At 65.8% G+C, this 17615-nt stretch carries 13 protein-coding genes and 3 pseudogenes; 1 reads left to right on the plus strand and 15 read right to left on the minus strand.

Features of this window, described 5'->3' with window-relative positions; all coding sequences use genetic code 11:
• Positions 1 to 5: 5 nt before the first annotated feature.
• From paoC to ACZK2V_RS11670, 12 genes and pseudogenes are all read right to left on the minus strand, one after another.
• Positions 6 to 2215 (minus strand): annotated as a pseudogene (paoC, locus tag ACZK2V_RS11615) (aldehyde oxidoreductase molybdenum-binding subunit PaoC).
• The gene (locus ACZK2V_RS11620) at positions 2215 to 3165 is read right to left on the minus strand and encodes an FAD binding domain-containing protein (protein ID WP_486323299.1); all 951 of its coding nucleotides are present in this window, start codon (positions 3163 to 3165) and stop codon (positions 2215 to 2217) included. The pseudogene paoC and the gene ACZK2V_RS11620 overlap by 1 nt, the downstream one beginning before the upstream one ends.
• Positions 3162 to 3807 (minus strand): annotated as a pseudogene (gene paoA, locus ACZK2V_RS11625) (aldehyde dehydrogenase iron-sulfur subunit PaoA). Before paoA ends, ACZK2V_RS11620 begins: the two are co-directional and overlap by 4 nt.
• 656 nt (positions 3808 to 4463) lie before the next feature.
• The gene (locus ACZK2V_RS11630; protein WP_486322336.1) at positions 4464 to 5321 is read right to left on the minus strand and encodes a CehA/McbA family metallohydrolase domain-containing protein; all 858 of its coding nucleotides are present in this window, start codon (positions 5319 to 5321) and stop codon (positions 4464 to 4466) included.
• A gap of 610 nt (positions 5322 to 5931) precedes the next feature.
• Entirely contained in the window at positions 5932 to 7302 is a 1371-nt protein-coding gene (locus ACZK2V_RS11635; protein WP_486322337.1) for a TonB-dependent receptor, read from the minus strand.
• A 961-nt stretch (positions 7303 to 8263) separates the two neighbouring features.
• A pseudogene (locus tag ACZK2V_RS11640) lies at positions 8264 to 8998 on the minus strand (STN domain-containing protein); the annotation flags it as partial.
• A gap of 113 nt (positions 8999 to 9111) precedes the next feature.
• Positions 9112 to 10161 carry a FecR family protein gene (locus tag ACZK2V_RS11645; protein WP_429000638.1) on the minus strand — a complete coding sequence of 350 codons (1050 nt, stop codon included), beginning with the start codon at positions 10159 to 10161 and terminating at the stop codon, positions 9112 to 9114.
• Positions 10158 to 10649 carry an RNA polymerase sigma factor gene (locus ACZK2V_RS11650; protein ID WP_429000647.1) on the minus strand — a complete coding sequence of 164 codons (492 nt, stop codon included), beginning with the start codon at positions 10647 to 10649 and terminating at the stop codon, positions 10158 to 10160. Before ACZK2V_RS11650 ends, ACZK2V_RS11645 begins: the two co-directional genes overlap by 4 nt.
• Before the next feature lie 110 nt (positions 10650 to 10759).
• A complete protein-coding gene (locus ACZK2V_RS11655) occupies positions 10760 to 11596 on the minus strand; it encodes a CHAD domain-containing protein (RefSeq protein WP_486322338.1) in 837 nt (278 codons plus the stop codon).
• Between the two features lie 241 nt (positions 11597 to 11837).
• Complete coding sequence (locus ACZK2V_RS11660) at positions 11838 to 12278, minus strand: hypothetical protein (protein WP_201119202.1); 441 nt, start codon at positions 12276 to 12278, stop codon at positions 11838 to 11840.
• A 117-nt stretch (positions 12279 to 12395) separates the two neighbouring features.
• Entirely contained in the window at positions 12396 to 12872 is a 477-nt protein-coding gene (locus tag ACZK2V_RS11665) for a nuclear transport factor 2 family protein (protein ID WP_201119204.1), read from the minus strand.
• 61 nt (positions 12873 to 12933) lie between these two features.
• Positions 12934 to 13503, minus strand: coding sequence for a TetR/AcrR family transcriptional regulator (locus tag ACZK2V_RS11670; RefSeq protein ID WP_201119342.1), 570 nt, complete (start codon positions 13501 to 13503; stop codon positions 12934 to 12936).
• Between the two features lie 169 nt (positions 13504 to 13672).
• On the opposite strand from ACZK2V_RS11670, the gene ACZK2V_RS11675 reads away from it, so the two are divergent.
• Complete coding sequence (locus ACZK2V_RS11675; RefSeq protein WP_201119205.1) at positions 13673 to 14626, plus strand: alpha/beta fold hydrolase; 954 nt, start codon at positions 13673 to 13675, stop codon at positions 14624 to 14626.
• 99 nt (positions 14627 to 14725) lie between these two features.
• Here the strand turns inward: ACZK2V_RS11675 and ACZK2V_RS11680 are convergent, their stop codons facing one another.
• The 3 genes from ACZK2V_RS11680 to ACZK2V_RS11690 all read right to left on the minus strand — a co-directional run bounded on the left by ACZK2V_RS11680 (position 14726) and on the right by ACZK2V_RS11690 (position 17424).
• Positions 14726 to 15064, minus strand: a complete 339-nt coding sequence (locus ACZK2V_RS11680; protein ID WP_201119344.1) for a cyclophilin-like fold protein — start codon at positions 15062 to 15064, stop codon at positions 14726 to 14728.
• A gap of 186 nt (positions 15065 to 15250) precedes the next feature.
• Positions 15251 to 16465: an MFS transporter gene (locus ACZK2V_RS11685; RefSeq protein WP_201119207.1), complete on the minus strand. Its 1215-nt coding sequence runs from the start codon at positions 16463 to 16465 to the stop codon at positions 15251 to 15253.
• A complete protein-coding gene (locus ACZK2V_RS11690) occupies positions 16462 to 17424 on the minus strand; it encodes an alpha/beta hydrolase (RefSeq protein WP_486322339.1) in 963 nt (320 codons plus the stop codon). Before ACZK2V_RS11690 ends, ACZK2V_RS11685 begins: the two co-directional genes overlap by 4 nt.
• Positions 17425 to 17615 lie beyond the last annotated feature (191 nt).

A 17615-nucleotide genomic window follows, 5' to 3' on the forward strand; every position in this document is an offset into this window, starting at 1 on the left:
AAGGGTCAGCCCACGTCGGGCAAGCCGGGCAACAGCTTGTCCAGGGTGATGGGATAGTTGCGCACGCGCACACCGGTGGCGTTGTAGACCGCATTGGCGATCGCGGCGCCGACCCCACAGATGCCCAGCTCACCCACGCCCTTGGCCTTCATCGGCGAGATCACCGGATCCAGCGTGTCGAGGAAGACCACTTCCTGGTACGGAATGTCGGCGTGCACGGGAACCTCGTAGCCCGCAAGGTCGTGGTTGACGAACAAGCCAAGCCGCTTGTCGACCACCAGTTCCTCCATCAGGGTCGCGCCCGCACCCATCACCATCCCGCCGATGACCTGGCTGCGTGCAGACAGTGGGTTGAGAATCCGGCCTCCATCACATACGGCAAGCATCCTGCGGATGCGCGTCTCTCCGGTGTAGGCATGCACGGCAACCTCGCAGAAATGCGCTGCATAGGTGCCGACGTCGTACCCCTGCTTGAAGTTGCCGAAGGCAATGCCGTCCTCTGCCGACAGTGTGCCCGCTTCGGCCAAGTCGATGGTCCGCCCACCAGCTTGGATAAGGCCATTGGCGAAGTCTGCGGTGTCGCCGTCGAAGCCCAGTTTCTCGCCCACCTTGCGGCGCAGGCTGACGCACGCCGCGTACACGCCTGCGGTGGAGCTTGCCGCGCCCCACTGGCCGCCGGAACCGGCGGAGGCCGGATGGCGGGAGTCGCCGAGGGTGACCTGGACCCGGCCCAGCGGCACGCCCATGGTCTCGGCCGCCGTCTGCGCGATGATTGTGTAGGAGCCGGTGCCGATGTCGGTCATGTCGGTTTCCACGATCACCCCACCCTGGCCGTCAAGCCGGACCCGCGCCGCCGACTTCATGGTCGGTGCGCCGCGATAGCCTGCGGACACGCCCATGCCGACCAGCCAGTGCCCGTCCCGTACCTGCGCCGGCTTGGCGCTGCGCTTGTTCCAGTTGAAGCGTTCCGCGCCCTCGCGCAGGCAGCGCACCAGGTTGCGGTCGGAGAACTTCTTGGACGGATCGCCGGGCACGACCTCGGGCTCGTTGAGGATGCGGAACGCGATCGGGTCGAGGCCCAGCTTCTCGGCCATTTCGTCCATCGCCACTTCCAGCGCCATGTGGCCCGGCGCTTCGCCCGGCGCGCGCATCGCATTGCCTTCGGGCATGTCGAGCGTGGCGATGTAGTTGGCGATCAGGCGGTTGGCGCCTGCATAGAGCTTGGGCGTCTGCAGGGTGCCGTTCTCGCCGTCCTCGCCGTTGATGTTGCCTGACCAGTTCTCATGGGCGATGGCGGAGATCCTGCCGTCCTTCGCGCAACCGATCCGGACGCGTTGGATGGTCGCGTGCCGGTGCGTGGTGTTGTTGGGCATCAACGGGCGTTGCAGCGCGATCTTCACCGGACGCCCGACCTGCTTGGCGGCCAGCGCGGCCAGGACTGCATCGGCGCGGATGAACAGCTTGCCGCCGAAGCCGCCGCCGATATAGGGCGAGTCCACGCGCACCTTGTCGGGATCGATGCCGAGGATCGCCGCCATGCCCTGCCTGGCCCAGTCGATCATCTGGTTCGCCGTCCACAGCGTGAGCGTGTCGCCCTCCCAGGCGGCGATGGTGGCGTGCGGCTCCATCATCGAATGACTTTCGTCGGAGGTGTGGTACGTCTCGTCGAGCTTGACCGCGGCGCCTGCATAGGCGCTGTCGAAATCGCCCAGCGCCTGCCGGTCGGGCTTGCCGTCGCGCCCCTTCGCCAGTGGCGCGGACGGCGCCAGCGCCGGGAAATCGAAGCGCCCCTTGCCGCGCTCGTAGCGGGTGCGGATCAATGCCGCGGCGGCGCGGGCCTGCTCGAAGGTCTCTGCCACCACGCAGGCAATGGCCTGGTGGTAATGGGCGACCTCGGACCCGCCGAACAGCGGCGCGTTGTTCCAGTTCGATTTGCCGACCGGCTTGGTTTCCGGTGCGGTGATGACCGCCAGCACGCCGGGAGCGGCACGTGCGCGGGAGGCATCCATCGAAATGATGCGCCCCTTGCCGATGCCCGCGCCGACGATGTAGCCGTAGACCTGGTTCGGCGCCACGTCATGGCGCTCGTAGGCATAGGGGGCGGTGCCGGTGCGGTGGTCTTGCGTGGGCCGTCGATGCGCGGCGTCGACTTGCCGACGACCTTGGCCTTGTCGAACAGGTTGTCACCGGCGGGGGCGTTGAATTCAAGGGCCATCAGCGCTCTCCTTCGGCCAGCACGGCGGCGAGGGTGCGCTCGGCGAGCGCGATCTTGAACGCGTTCTCCCGGGTTGGACGGGCGCCGGCGAACACCTGCCGGGTCGCGGCCTTGACGCCGTCGCGCAGCAGGGGTTCGGCTGCCTCGATGCGCCACGGCTTCGGCGCGACCCCACCGAAGGCGAACCGCGCCGAGCCGTCACGCTGCACGACCGCGGCGACCGACACCAGTGCGAACGCATAGGACGCGCGGTCACGTACCTTGTGGTACACGTGCCGGCCGCCCAGCGGTTCCGGCAGCGTGACATGGGTGATCAGCTCACCGCGCTGCAGCACGTTGTCCTGCTGCGGCTTGTCGCCGGGGGAACGATGGAAGTCGGCAATCGGGATGCTGCGCGTGCTGCCGTCACCCTTGACGGTCTGGATCGTGGCGTCCAGCACGCGCAGCGCCACCGCCATGTCGCCCGGATAGGTCGCGATGCAGCTGTCCGAGGTGCCGATCACGCCCATCTGCCGGGAGAACCCTTCGAGCGCGCCGCAGCCTGATCCGGGCAGGCGCTTGTTGCAGGGCAGATGGGGGTCGTAGAAGTACGGGCAGCGGGTGCGCTGCAGCAGGTTGCCGCCGGTGGTGGCCTTGTTGCGCAGCTGCCCGGAGGCACCTGCCACGATCGCGCGGGTCAACACCGCGTAGTCGCGGCGCACGCGCTCATGCGAGGCCAGCGCGGTATTGGTGACCAGCGTGCCGATGCGCAGGCCGCCGTCGTCTGTGGGTTCGATCCTGTCCAAGCCGATGTCCTGCACGTCGACCAGGTGCGCGGGCGTCTCGACCTCCAGCTTCATCAGGTCGAGCAGGTTGGTTCCTCCCGCCAGGAACTTCGCGCCCTCGGTGCCGGCGACGGCCCTGGCGGCCTCGGCCGGGGATTTCGCGCGTTCGTAACTGAAGGCCCTCATGAGCGCCTCCCTTCAGGCGTCGCGCCAGCGACCTCTTCCATCGCCTCGGCAATGTTGGAATAGGCGCCGCAGCGGCAGAGGTTGCCGCTCATGCGTTCGCGCATTTCCATGTTGGTGGCCCGGGGCCGTGCGCTGACATCGGCCTGCACATGGCTGGGGACACCCCGCTTGATCTCGTCCAGTACCGCCACCGCCGAACAGATCTGCCCCGGCGTGCAGTACCCGCACTGGTAGCCGTCATGCTTGATGAAGGCAGCCTGCATCGGATGCAGGTCATCGGGGGTTCCGAGGCCTTCGATGGTGGTGATGGCATCGCCCTGGTGCTGCACTGCCAGGCTGAGGCAGGCATTGATGCGCTCGCCGTTGACCAGCACGGTACAGGCACCGCATTGACCGTGGTCGCAGCCCTTCTTGGTCCCGGTCAGCTTCAGATGTTCGCGCAGGGCGTCGAGCAGCGTGGTCCGCGTGTCGAGCTCAAGCTCCCGGCGCGCCGTTGACGGTCAACGCCACCGTGCTGATGACCGGCGGCCTGGGCGGCGGGGACGCCGCCAGTTCGGCGGCGAGCGATGACGCCCCCGGTGCGGCGGACATCGCCACGGTCGTGGCGCCGCCGGCGATCACCTGGCGACGCGTCAGCTTCATTCCTTCGTCCCAACTTGGCACAGTGACCTCCTGGCGTTCGGGGAAACCCCGTGGCTGGATGGACGCGCTCAGACTACCCAAGGGGCACTATGCCCGGCTGGGTAGTACAGATCTGTGAAGCCTGTCCGGGGTGTGCCGGCATCGTCGGCCGAGCCTACTGGCCGGTCATCTTCAACGCCGCCTCTGGCAAACGTGCGCCTGGTGGACAGCGTATTGATGCCCAGGTAAAGCCGCCCAGACAGGCGCACGGCGCGCCGTGGGCTGGTCTGCGGAACTGCGCCATGCGGCGCTCGGATACGGTGCCGCGTCAGAGGGATACCCCAGAGTGGGGTCGAACGGGCCGAGCATCCAGCCGAGGCTCTTGAAGTGGTCACGTGCAAGAAAGTACAGGAGAAGACAAACACCCCCATGAGTACGCTCGCCAGCAGCAGGTACCCGCCGTTGTGCATGCGCCACTGCCCGGCGATGCCTCGCCAGTCTGACCATCGGGATACCGTAGGCACTGGCGCGGCCAGCCATCGGGCAAGATCCTGGCGGCACATGCGAAGGCGGAGCATGGCTGAATAGGGTTCTGACAAGGCGGTCCTTCCTCCGGTCTGCGTCTGCAGGTGGGCTTGTAGAAGACAACGTGCGTCACGCCAACAGGCGATCCGAGGTTACCGCTGCGGCGGGATGACACCACCGGCAATCGTGACGAAGACCGGGTTGGAGTAGAACCACAGATCCTGCCACGGGTCCTCGCCGGGCGCGTCCGCCAGTGCATCGACCGCACCGGTGCTGTTGCCCCGCACCCGCACGAAGCCGCCGCGCGGCGGTGCCGGCAGTGACCCGCGCGCCACGATCCAGTCACCCTCCCGCACCCAGGTTGCCGCGTCGAAGCCGCGCCGTTGCATCTGCAGCCTGCCCTCCCCGTCCCTGCCGCCGATGATCAGCTCGATGCGCTTCAGCGCCGGGTGCTGCCCGTTCGCGTTGGCGCCGGCCGGCTGCCGTACCCGCACCTCCACCTGCATCGTCTGCGCTGGCCGCAGCACCAGCGTATCGCCCATTCCGCCGCTGGAGTCGCCAGCGGTCACGCGCAATTCCAAGGCATCGATCAGGTCACCGGTGACGGTGAACAAGCGCCCCTTGCGCAGCGCATCCAGGATGTCTTCCGCATCCGGGCGCGCCCAGGCATAGGTCTTGCTGTACTCACCCGGGTCGTAGTCGCGCCCACCGTCGCGCAGGTTCACATGCGAGTCGGAGTTGGCGGTGATCCAGAAGCGGATGCCATCGGCCAGCATCTGGTCCCACACACCTCCCACCTGCGCGGTCATCTGGTCATAGCCGCCTACGGTGGGGGCGGCCGCGTTGCGGTACAGCCCGCGTTCGCTGCGGATCGCCTGGTGCCCGGGCGCACCCTCCATGCCTACCAGCACATTGGGTGCGGCCGCATGCCAGCCGCGCAGCTCGCCCGGGGTCACCTCGCCCCACTGCCCCATCGCCGTCGCGGTGCGCGAGGGATGGTTGATGAACATCAGCGGTGCCGGGCGCAGCCCCCAGGTAGGCCAGTGCGGCCTGCATCTGCTGTTCGCTGTCGCGGCTATCGTGCAGCGGTTCGCTGCGGCTGAAGTCCCGCTCGGCGGTGACCAGCTGCTCCCGTTCCTGCGGGCCCGGCGCGATGATCAGGGAGGCGTGCTCGCCCGCGGGCACGTCGAATTCCATGCCATTGAACTGGATCACCTCGGGAACGTCGGTACGCGCCTGCAGCAGCGCGGGATATGCCTGGTCGCGGGTGACCGCGGAGTGGCCGGGGCCACCGTGGTCGGTGTGGACCATCCAGCGCAGGCCGAACGCTCTGGCCTGGGCGGCGTTGCGGCTGCGGCTGTAGGGCGAGTCACCACCGCGGACCGGTGTGGGCGGCGTGGTGCTGCGGTCCCAGTCCACGCTCCATTCGCTGTGCACGTGGTGGTCGCCGGCCAGCCATTGGCGGCCGGCATCAGCCGGGGTCGTGGCCGACAACGCCGGGGCCGCTGCGGCGAGCAGCGCCAGCATCAGAGGGGTCTTCATGAGTCTTTTCCTGAGAAAGCGCACGGACGACGCACGGACCCTCTCCGGTCCGCACGCCGCCCGTGCGGGAACGCTTGCTTAGAAGTCCGCGCGCAGGCCCAGGCTGATGCGACGGCCAGAGGTCTCATCCATGGTCGGGAAGGACGGATCCATGGTGTAGCCGCTGGTCCGCTCGTTGGTGAGGTTGATGCCCTTCAGGCTGATCTTGATGTTGTCGGTGATGCGGTAACCGATCGATACGTCCATCTGGCCATAGGCATCGCGCCAGATCGGGTACAGGTTGTAGCCGATCGATTCGACGTACTCGTCCTTGTGGTTGTAGGACACGCGCGCGTCGAAACGTTCATTCTCGTAGTACGCGGTGAAGTTCCAGGTCTTCTCCGACAACCCCGGCATCGGGGTGCGGATGCCCAGGTCGGACTCGCCGGCCAGCGAGCTGTCCAGCATCGTGTAGTTGGCGTTGATGCCGAACCCGTCCAGCCACGGCGTGAACATGTTCAGCGGCAGCTGCGCCACCAGTTCGATGCCGTCGACCTCGTAGGCGCCCTTGGCATTGACCGGCTGGTACACGTCGAAATCATAGATGCCATTGAGGCTGCCGTTGGCGTTGTACACCGCCACATCCTGGACCACGCCGGTCAGCGAGTTGATCACCACGCCGTCGATGTTCTTGCGGAAGTAGCTGGCGGCGAACAGCGCACCGTTGTCCAGGTACTTCTCCAGGCCGATTTCCCACTGCTTGGCGTAGGTCGGCTTCAGTTCGGGATTGCCGTCGGTGAAACGGTAGGAACTCCAGCTGGCGGTGCGCTTGTAGGCGATGTCGGTCAGCGCCGGGCGCATCATTACCTTGGACGCGGCCGCACGCAGCAACAGGCCATGCGCGAGCTCGGCGGTCATGTTGAAGCTGGGCAGCAGATCGTCGTAGCTGCCATCCTTGGACACCGGCGTATCGGTGTAGCCAGTGCTGCCGTTGGGCAGCTGGATCGGGTGGTAGCCGAACGAATCGACCTTCGTATCCACGTAGCGTGCACCGGCGTTGACAGTGAAGGGCACGCTGCCGATATCGAAGGCGAAGTCGGCCATCGCGTAGAAGCTCATCACCTTCTCATCGACCTGGTAGAACTGGCCCGGGTCGAACGGGGTCTGGAAGCCCGCGTAACGGAATGCGCTGCGGGCGTAGTCGTTGGAGATCTGCTGCCACGCCAGCCCCTTGTTGGAGTAGCTGCCGCCGGGGACGATGTCGTCGATGTACTGCAGCGGGCTGTCGGCCATCGTGCGGGTGTTGACCCAGGCCGCGCTGCCAGCGCTCGGCCCGGTGATCTTCAGTTCGCCATACTGGCGCTCCTTGGATCGGTCGGTGTAGCGCGCCGAACCGGACCGTGTGCAGCGCGGGCAGGAAGGCCATGTCCAGCAGGCGGGTGACATTGACCTGGGCGGCGTACTTGTCATCCTTCACCTTCTCCAGCGTGGTCTCGTAGGCCTCGAACAGATAGCGGCGCGGATCGTTGTACATGTCGAAGCTGCCGGCGGCGCCGGTGGGAAGGGTTTCACCACTGGCGCCGGTCCAGCGGGTACGCGACGGCGCATAGGCCACATGCTTGAGGTTGGAGAAATCCGAAGTCTTCTCCGCGCCCGAATACCCTACCAGCGCATCCACGTACCAGCGGTCACCCTTCCAGTCCATGGCCAGGCTGTACTGGCTGTAGTCGGTCTTGTTGATCCGCTCCTTGCTCAGCATCTCGTGCTGGGTGGCGGTGTAGGACACATCACGCAGCACCACCATGCCGTACTCGGACAGGGTGCTGGCGTCGTACGAATGGATGGTGTCGAAGGTGCTGCGGCTGGACGCGGAATAGGCGGCCGCGTCGTACTCGTCCTCGGTGCTGTCATAGCCACCGACCATCGCGTCGAAGGTCAGGCTGAAATTGTTGCTCGGCTTGTACTGCAGCGATCCAGTCGCGCCCCACTTGTCCTGCTCGTTGAGGTAGACGCGGTCGCCGACCTTGTCCTGGAACACGACCCGGTTGGTCTGCTCGGCATCATTGCGGTTGGTGATGTTGACGCCTGCGTCGCGGCGCAGCACCGACTGCGCCTGGGTGCCGCGGGTACCCGAGGCCGTGAGGAAGCGTGACGATGGGCGGAAGTTGATGCCCGAAGTGGAGTCGGTCCGGTTGGTGCGCTTGGACTGCGAGTACGACACCAGTGCGCCCCAGTCCCCCCACGTGTCGGCGGCGAGGAAGGCAAAGCGCGGGTCCACTTCCTCCGAGATGCTGTTGTGCGCGCCCTCGGCGGAGAACACCAGCTTGCGTTCGTTGTAGTCGAACGGGCGCGCGGTGGAAATCTTCACCGAGCCAGCAATGCCCCCCTCCTCGTCCGCAGCCGTGGGCGACTTCTGCACGGTCACCTGCTGGATGATCTCCGAGGCGAACATGTCGAATTCCACGTCGCGCCCGCCGCTGCCCGAAGCGGTGGCCAGGTCGTTGATCGAAACGTGGGTGTACTCCGAAGGCAGGCCACGCACATTGACCTTGGTGCCCAGGCCCTTGTTGCGTTCGATGGTCACGCCCGGCATGCGCTGCAGCGCTTCTGCGAGATTCTGTTCGGGAAAGTCGGCCACGTCGGTGGCAACGATCGAGTCAGAGAAGCCCACGGTGGCGCGCTTGATGTCCACCGCCTGCTCCAGGCTGCGGCTGTAGCTGCCGGTGACCTGGATGGTTTCCAGGTTGGCCGCCTGCGCGCTGGGCGCCGCCGCCCCTGCCTGCGCCGATGCCGCGACCGCGCCGCCCACGGGGCCTGGCGTTGCCAGCGCCGAGGTGGATGCCGGTGCAGCCGCATCCTGCGCTTCGATGGTGACGGTGGTGGCGTTGAGATAGCGGTAGCGCAGGCCGGTCCCGGCCAGCAGGCGGCTGAGCGCCGCGTCCGCGCTCAGTCCGGCCGGTACGCCCGCGGTACGCGGATTGCCGGCAGTCTGCGCGTTGTAGACGAACTGCAGGCCGGTCTGGCGCGACAGCGCGTTGAGCGCCCCATCCAATGGCTGCGAGGCGATCGCCTCGCTGGCGATGCGGGCCGGTTCTGCGGCGTGGGCGCCGGCCGTGGCGGTGACCTGCAGTGCAAGGGCGATGGAAAGGAACAGTGTGCGGCGCATCGTGGGATCCAGTGAGGGAATGGCGGTGGTCGCGGAACGGATGTGTTCCTGCTTTCCCCAACTACGAGGGCGCAGCGCGCCGATCGGGCACCGCTTTTTCGATGAATTTTTTCTTACAGCGCCGGCGGCGACCCGGCACGTAGCCGCACGTGGATCCCGTCCGCATCGGCCTGCGTGAACAGCGTCGGCTGCTGGTCAAGAAACGCACGCAGCGATGCCACGTCATCGGCGCGCAGGTTGCCGGTCAGGCGCAGCGCGCCGGCGTCGTCGCTGACATGCAGGCGCAGCGCGTTGCGCCGGTTGAAGCGGTCGGCCACGTCGCGCAGCGCCTCGTCGCGGAAGATCACCCGGCCCGACCACCACGCAGTCATGCTGGCGGCGTCCTCATCGCGGATGCGCACGCGCTGGTCACGGTAATCGACCTGCGCGGCCTGCCCTGCGCCAAGGTCGGCGAGCATGCGGCCGCGACCACCATCGCCACGCACATGCACGCGGCCCTCGCTCACCCCGATGCGCGCCTGCTCGCGCAGCAGCGAGACATCGAACGTGGTGCCGATATCGGTGACCTGTAGGCCTGCGGCGTGCACCGCGAAGGGGCGCCGGTCCTTGGCCACGACAAAGCTGGCCTGGCCACGTTCGAGCTCGACGCGCCGCCCCAACAGGGTCATGCGCACCGATATCTCGCTTTCCGCGTCCAGGCGCACGACGGTGCTGTCGGACAGGGTGATCTGGCGTGGCGTGCCATGTGCGGCCACGTAGTGCCCCGTGCGCGTCCAGGCAACGGTGGTGCCCACCCCGACGGCCAGCATCAGCATCGCCGCCACCGCGATGCGGGGCAGCCCGCGTACCGGCCGCGCCACGCGTTCCCGGGTTGCAACGGCGGGCCGTGGCGACAACCGCACTACATTGTCGATGTCGTTGCGGGTTGGCGCAGGCGCGCTCAACAGCGCATCCAGGTCATCGGGCATGCCGCGCAGCGTCTCGGCCAGTGCCCCGGCCACCTCGCTGATGGCCATGTACTCACGCAGATGGTCGGGGGACACCAGCAGCCACTGCATGAAAGCGCGCTGCTGCGATGGGCTGAGGTCACCTTCGCGCTGCAGCGCATGCCAGTGCGCGGCGGCCCGGGTCAGCGCCGACGGGTGTTCAATGGCCACGCTCACGACCTCCCCGCCGGTTCGGCCATCGCCCGGCGGCATACCGACAGCCCGCGTATCACGTGCTTCTTCACCATGTGCGGTGAAACACCCATGCGTTCGGCGATCTGCTTGTAGCTCAATCCATCGCGGTACTGCATGACCAGCACCGCCCGGGTGTGCTCGGGAAGGGTTCCCAGTGCCGCCTGCAGGCGTTGACGGCGCTGTTCGCGTTCGGCGGCATCTTCCACGCATTCCCCGCTGGCCAGGCTTTGGCCCGGGCCTTCGATCTCTTCGATGGACAGCGTCGACCAGCGCCGGCGCGCGGCCTGCTCGCGTGCCAGATTCTGCGCGACAGTGAACAGGTACGCTTCCGGGTTGGCGATCGGCTCGCCCTTGCCTTCATGCGCACGCAGCAGGCGCAGATAAGTTTCCTGCACCAGGTCCTCGGCATCCTGACGCGCGCCGCGCCGCACGAAAAAGCCGCGCAGCAGCGGCGCGTGGTCCTCGAACATGCGCGCCAGGCGCCGTCTTGCCTGCTCGGCCACCTGCGTCGCCTTTACCCCCTGAAGTGCGCCGCAAGGTAAGCGTGCCGTATGACGCGTTCATGACGGCCGCCTCGCCGTCAGGCGCCGGTCCCTGCGTCGGCGTCGACGGGCAGCGGGTGGCGCGCTGCGTCGATCAGCTGCAGCACCACCGCTTTGCCGCTGCAGGCGGGCATCGCCCGCACCAGATTGCGCAGGAGCCGCAGATCCTGCATGTCGCCCAGTCGATCGCTGAGCTGATGCAGCGATCGAGCGGCCTTGCCGTGTTCCGGCCCTTCGCGGGAGCGTCCAGGGCGCAGCTTCATGTCCTTGAGCAGTTCCAGCTGCATGCGCAGCCGCCGCGCGCGCCGGCGCCAGCGGTGGACGCCTTCGACGTCGTGGGTACCGCCATGGGTCGCGCGGGTTGCGGCCTTGCGGACCCGGCGCCGGGTCCGCTCCAGCCCGGCGCGGACGTCCCGACGGCGCAGTGCGTGCCAGGGCTGGTCCTGCAGCTGCCGGGCGACGCGCCGAAGCGTCATGGCCCTGCGCTGCAGCCCGGGATCCCGCCGCAGCAGCTGCTCGAGAATGCGTGCACGCCTGGCCGAGAGCACATCGATCACCGCTGCCCAGCCCGGTGCCGGATGAAGCTGCTGCAGCCGCTGCGCCGCTTCCACCACGACATGCGCATCGCGTGCATCGGACAGGCTGACGCCCAGGCGGCGCAGCGTGGCATCCAGGTCCTGCAGATCGAACGCTGGATTGCGCACCAGCGCCAGCAGCGAACGCAGTTTCCTGATGTGCTTGCGGACGGAATGGATCGCGGCATGCGGATCGGCGAGCAGCGAAAGCTGCTGGAGTGCCTCCTGGCACTCACGCTGCTGCGCGCTTGCTGATGATCGGCCCTGCACCGACGGCTGGCATGGGGTTGTCCATCGCATGGGTCGGCCCGAGTGTACCCGCCGGTCGCGAACAGACCAACGACGAGTCCTTGGGGGGGGGTGTGCTGCATCGCCGTATCACCACCGTCGCAATGGGCGACGGACGGAGCCACCTCTGCCGGACAACCGATACAGTGATCGACATCGTCCGGCGCATCTGCGCCAGAGCGGCTACGGCACCCACGAGGCCTGGGCAGCATCGCGTGGCAGCGGAAACAGCTGCGAATGACGATGGTGCAGTTCAGCGCGCAGTTGGGCGCGATTTGGCCCGGAGATAAGCGAGCACCAAAGCCGCAACGGGTATCGCCAGCAATGCCGCTGCCAACGCGGGATCAGGAAGCACGAACGCCGTGTAGAAGACATCCGCGCAATCGAGGCTGGCCAGCATCAGCGAGAAGCCTACAAAGCCCACGCAAATGTAGAAAAGCCAGACCTCGTAAACCCCAACGGGACACAGCAGGCGAATGACTCGCAGCACCAGTGGCAGCGCAAAGACGACAAACGCCATGATCATTACATCATCATCGCCGCCCGAGCTTAAAAGCTCTTTGCAGAAGAATGGGCCGGGTGCTGCAAAGCCACCGGGCGACCACTTCTGCCAGATCCAAGGAGTAGATGCCAGCAAGGCAAGAAGCATCATATAGACAAGCAACAGTCCTGCACGCAGGTTTCGTTGGGTCAAGCTGTCTACCTCTCACGACGGGCACTTTTTTATGGTGATCCTGCCAGGAACCCCCTGAATGATGCCGACCGCTTCATCCTGGCCGAGGCGAACTTCCGGTGGCGCCACTGCGGTCGCTCACATGCCCAGGTCAGACAGCCCCGGATGATCATCCGGCCGACGCCCTAGTGGCCAGTGGAACCTGCGATCGCTTTCCTTGATCGGCATGTCGTTGATGCACGAAAAGCGGCGCTGCATCAGGCCATCGGCGCCGAATTCCCAGTTCTCGTTTCCATAGGAGCGGAACCAGTTGCCGGAGTCGTCATGCCACTCATAGGCGTAGCGCACGGCAATACGGTTGTCGGTGAAGGCCCATAGCTCCTTGATCAGGCGGTACTCAAGCTCCTTTTTCCACTTGCGGGCCAGGAACTGCCGGGCTTCCTCGCGGCCATGGGTGAACTCGGCACGGTTGCGCCACTCGGTGTCCAGCGAATAGGCCAGCGAGACTTTGTCGGCATCGCGGGTGTTCCAGCCGTCTTCGGCAAGACGAACCTTCTCGATGGCCGATTCACGGGTGAACGGGGGAAGTGGCGGGCGGGCTGATTCAGTGGACACGGTGGGGCCTCCAATCAAATGGATGAACGGGGTGCTTCGACGGGTTTTGATGACTCAGGCGTCAGCGCCTGGCCTGCTCCAACAACACCGCTGCAACATCCCTTGCAGTGTCTGCGGCGTTGTAGTCGCCCATCACGCGCGAGACGGTGATGGCGCCTTCCATGAGAACCAGCAGCTGCCGCGCCAAGGCAGCCGGTTGCTCGATATCCAGCTGTGCGGTCAGTTCCAGCGTGTAATCCAGCAGCTTCTGCTTGTGATGTCTTGCGATGTGGCGAATCGGATCGTCGGGGTCGCCGACCTCGCCTGCGGTGTTGATGAAGGCACAGCCGCGATAGCCCTCGGACTGGAACCAGTCCTTGAGCACGGTGAACATGCCGAGGATGCGCGCCTCCGGGGTGTCGGCCTTGTCGCACTCCTGCTGGAACCACTGAAGCCAACGAACGTCGCGCGCGTTCAACGCAGCTGCGGCCACCTGGTCCTTGTTTTCAAAGTGACGGTAGATGCTCTTCCGGGCAACGCCGGAAGTTTTCACCAGCAGGTCCATGCCGGTGGCATGGATCCCGTTCTGGTAGATCAGCGCCTCGGCCGTAGCCAGGATCTTCTGTTGGGTGTCGGTGCCAGCCTTGCTCATGGCCACAAGGTAGAACGATCGTTCTACCCATGTCAACAAGCGATGGCGGGCGGTTCGTACGCGCACAACCGTGCAAGACGATCCATCAAGAAATCCGGACAGTTCATCACCCAGGCGCCTGGTTGCAGGCGCAAAGTACGCCTCACCACCCACCCATGAGAGTTTCCGCATGAACACCTTCGCCCGCACCCTGGCCATTGCCACCCTCGCCCTGTCGGTCCAGGCCGGCCTGTCCGCGCAAGCCGCCGAACCGGCCAAGCCGGCGGCAGTTACCAGCATCGCGCGCACCGCCAGCTACATCACCACCGCCGATGGCGTGCAGCTCTACTACAAGGACTGGGGCCCGAAGGACGGCCCGGTGGTTACCTTCAGCCACGGCTGGCCGCTGAACTCGGACAGCTGGGAATCGCAGATGATCTTCCTCGCCAACCACGGCTACCGCGTCATCGCGCATGACCGTCGCGGCCACGGTCGTTCCAGCCAGCCCTGGGATGGCAACGACATGGATCACTACGCCGATGACCTGGCCACGGTGATCAACACGCTGGACCTGCACGACGTCACCCTGGTGGGCTTCTCCACTGGCGGCGGCGAAGTGGCGCGCTACATCGGTCGCCATGGCACCGGCCGGGTGAAGAAGGCGGTGCTGATCAGCTCGGTGCCGCCGCTCATGCTGAAGACCGCCGACAACCCCAACGGGCTGCCGATCGAAGTGTTCGATGGCATCCGCAAGGCGCAGATGGACAACCGCGCACAGCTGTACAAGGACATCCCGTCCGGCCCGTTCTACGGCTTCAACCGCCCGGGCGCGAAGGTGTCGCAGGGCCTGATCGATGCCTGGTGGGCGCAGGGCATGCAGGGTGGCCACAAGAACACGTACGATTCGATCGCTGCATTCTCGGCCACCGACTTCCGCGCCGACCTGAAGAAGTTCGACGTGCCGACGCTGGTGATCCACGGTGACGACGATCAGATCGTGCCAATCGACATCTCTGGCCGCCAGTCGGCGAAGCTGATCAAGGGCGCCAGGCTGATTGTGTACCCGGGTGCGCCGCATGGCCTGACCGATACCCACAAGGACAAGGTCAACCAGGATCTGCTGACGTTCCTGCAGGAAAAGTGAGCAACAGGGGCTCCGGCACCGCGCCGGAGCCCGTCCCGGGCCGCAGAGTGTCATTACGGCGCCCTGCCCTGGTGTGCTTCCGCTCTCGGCCAGGAGCGGTCATTGCGAAAAAGTCACCTGTACACTGCCTTGACCGAGCTCCTGACCCAGGCCAACAGGATCATCCACGCGCGCCAGCGGGGTGTAGGCGTAAGACGAGCGGAAGGTTCTGTAGAAGACGACGACCGTACTCGATCCATAGAGCATCAGGTCGCCGCTGTGGATCGTCCCGGGGCGACTGGCATCGGCCGGAAGCGCTTGCGAGAGTTCAGCGTGCTTTTCGTTGCCGTTGAGCTCGGCCATGTCCAGCGTTAATGGGCATCGCGTGGCGAAAGTCCTTGCGGTTTCGTTGTCGGCCAAGGTGATGGCGAAGCGGCGTTCGCCGATGGTCATCCACATTCGGGACTCCTCCTGCCTGGTGGATGCCGTAACGGCATCCTGGGCGACGGCTACGGACGCCTCTGGCTGGCTGGCCTTGCACCCACCCATGACCGACAGGCCGAGCACTACGCCAAGCGCGCAGAGCCTTCTTCTCCGACGGTCCAAGGGTGGGGCGAGAGTAATTCGAGGTCATGGTCGTGCCGCTCATGCAACGCCCCGCGGCGCTTGTGAGCGCGATGCCAGCAGGGTCAGGAAGGCACCCAAAAGGAGGACGGCTGCACTCACCACGAAGGTGCCTTGATAGCCGCTGCCGTCGAACAGCATCCCGCCAATGGTGGAGCCCAAGGCAATCGCCAACTGGATCACCGCCACCATCAATCCACCGCCGGCCTCGGCATCCCCCGGCAGGGCCTGCGCGATCCAGCTCCACCAACCTACGGGCGCCGCCGTAGCGAGCAGGCCCCACATTGCCAGGAGGGCGGCCGAGGTGCCGAGCCCGGTACCGAAGGGGATCAGGGCCAGGGCGATGGCCGCCATCAGGACGGGAATGACAATCAGGGTTCGATACAGACCTTGTTTGAGGAATGTCCCGATGATTGCGGTGCCGATGACGCCGGCCACACCAATCCCGAGCAGGATGAGCGACAGCGTGGATACGTTCACGCGCACCACTGTTTCCAGGAACGGTCGCACATAGGTGAACAAGGCGAACTGCCCCAGGAAGAACGCACCACAGGCAGCCATGCCCAATGCGACCGATCGGCGCTTGAACAGACGGAACACGTTCGCCGGCTTGCTTGCCGGCTCCACGTCCATGTCTGGCACGCTGATCCACTGCCAGACGAGCGCCATCGCCGCCACCGGCACCAGGCAGAAGAAGGCCCCGCGCCAGCCGATGACCGAACCCAGGTAGCTGCCCAAGGGCGCGGCAATGACCGTGGCCAGGGCGTTGCCGCCATTGAAGATGGCCAAGGCGCGCGGCACCTGGTCCGGCGGCACCAGGCGCATCGCGGTGGCCGCCGACATCGACCAGAAGCCGCCGATCACCACGCCGATCAGCGCACGTCCGGCCATATAGACAAAATAGTTCGTCGCCAGCGCGACCACGGTGCCTGACAATGCCATCAGGCCGGTCAGTGCCAGCAGCACGGTCTTGCGGTTCATGCTGCCGGCCAGCGTGGAGATGGACAGGCTCGTGAGCACGGCGAACGCCCCGGAAATGGCAATGCCGTAACCCGCCCAACCTTCGCTGACGCGAAGGTCGGCGGCCATCGGCGTCAGTAGGCTCACGGGCATGAACTCGGACGCGATCAGCGCGAACACGCACAGGGTCATGGCGAAGACCCCGCCCCAATGTGCAGGTTGCGCCGCCCCCCCGCCTTGGTCGACGACCGCCGGCATATCCACCGGCATGCTCATTTCGCCGCCAGGTTCTGATTGAAGAAGTCCGCCATCCTGTCGAACGGAATCTTGTCCATCTGGTCGTACAGGTCGACGTGGTTGGCGCCCGGTACGATCACCAGTTCCTTCGGCTGCGCCGCAGCGGCGTACGCGGTTTCGCTGAAGTAGCGGGAGTGGGCGTTTTCAGCGTGGATGAACAGGATCGGGCGCGGCGAAATCTCCTTGATGTAGGTCAGGATCGGCATGTTCATGAAGGACAGCGGCGTCGTGATCGTCCAGGCGTTGCCGGAATTGACCGAGCGTGCGTGATACCCGCGCTTCGTGCGGTAGTAGTCGTGGTACTCGACCAGGAACTGCGCCTCGCCACCCTTCAGTTCGTTGTAGGGTGGCTGGTAGGCGGGCTTGCCGGCCTCCGCATCCTTCCAGCGCTGCCGACTCAGTTGCTCCAGCGTCTGCGTGCGCTGCTGCGGCGTCACGCGGTCGTTGTAGCCCTTGGACATGACGCGCGTCATGTCGTACATGGTGCTGGCCACGACGGCCTTGACCCGCTTGTCAACGGCGGTGGCATTCAAGGCCATTCCGCCCCAGCCGCAGATGCCGATGATGCCGATGCGCTCGCGATCGACGTTGGGTTGCAGGCCGAGGAAATCGACGGCGGCGCTGAAATCCTCGGTATTGATGTCTGGCGAGGCGACATTGCGCGGCTCGCCACCGCTTTCGCCTGTATAGGACGGGTCGAACGCCAGAGTGACGAAACCGCGCTCGGCCATCGTTTGCGCATACAGGCCGGACGACTGTTCCTTCACCGCGCCGAACGGGCCGCCGACGGCGATCGCCGCCAATTTGCCACTGGCATTTTTCGGCCGATACAGGTCGGCCGCCAAGGTGATGCCATAGCGGTTCTTGAACATCACCTTGCGGTGATCGACCTTGTCGCTTTTCGGGAACACCTTGTCCCAGGTCTGCGTCAGTGTCATGGCATATCCTCCTGATGTCGGGGCGTCCTGGGCGCTGCCAGCGACAGGCACCAGGGCCAATAGCAGCGCGGCGGACAGAGCAAGGGCTTTCATATGGCTCTCCTGGGGGTCGGGCGACCACCATTGCCGGTGCAGTCTGGTCCCCGGACGCTTCTGCGACTAGGTACTGGCTAGTGAATGCGTCTATTAGT

The sequence above is a fragment of the Stenotrophomonas sp. 93052_Sma genome (assembly GCF_056481145.1).

Excerpts from the sequence above, each read along its gene's own strand:
- ACZK2V_RS11670 (WP_201119342.1), bottom strand. The coding sequence starts at position 13,503 with ATGAGCAAGGCTGGCACCGACACCCAACAGAAGATCCTGGCTACGGCC.
- ACZK2V_RS11620 (WP_486323299.1), bottom strand. The coding sequence starts at position 3,165 with ATGAGGGCCTTCAGTTACGAACGCGCGAAATCCCCGGCCGAGGCCGCC.
- ACZK2V_RS11680 (WP_201119344.1), bottom strand. The coding sequence starts at position 15,064 with ATGTGGATGACCATCGGCGAACGCCGCTTCGCCATCACCTTGGCCGAC.
- ACZK2V_RS11630 (WP_486322336.1), bottom strand. The coding sequence starts at position 5,321 with ATGTTCATCAACCATCCCTCGCGCACCGCGACGGCGATGGGGCAGTGG.
- ACZK2V_RS11650 (WP_429000647.1), bottom strand. The coding sequence starts at position 10,649 with ATGTTCGAGGACCACGCGCCGCTGCTGCGCGGCTTTTTCGTGCGGCGC.
- ACZK2V_RS11685 (WP_201119207.1), bottom strand. The coding sequence starts at position 16,465 with ATGAGCATGCCGGTGGATATGCCGGCGGTCGTCGACCAAGGCGGGGGG.
- ACZK2V_RS11690 (WP_486322339.1), bottom strand. The coding sequence starts at position 17,424 with ATGACACTGACGCAGACCTGGGACAAGGTGTTCCCGAAAAGCGACAAG.
- ACZK2V_RS11675 (WP_201119205.1), top strand. The coding sequence starts at position 13,673 with ATGAACACCTTCGCCCGCACCCTGGCCATTGCCACCCTCGCCCTGTCG.
- ACZK2V_RS11635 (WP_486322337.1), bottom strand. The coding sequence starts at position 7,302 with ATGACAAGTACGCCGCCCAGGTCAATGTCACCCGCCTGCTGGACATGG.
- ACZK2V_RS11655 (WP_486322338.1), bottom strand. The coding sequence starts at position 11,596 with ATGCGATGGACAACCCCATGCCAGCCGTCGGTGCAGGGCCGATCATCA.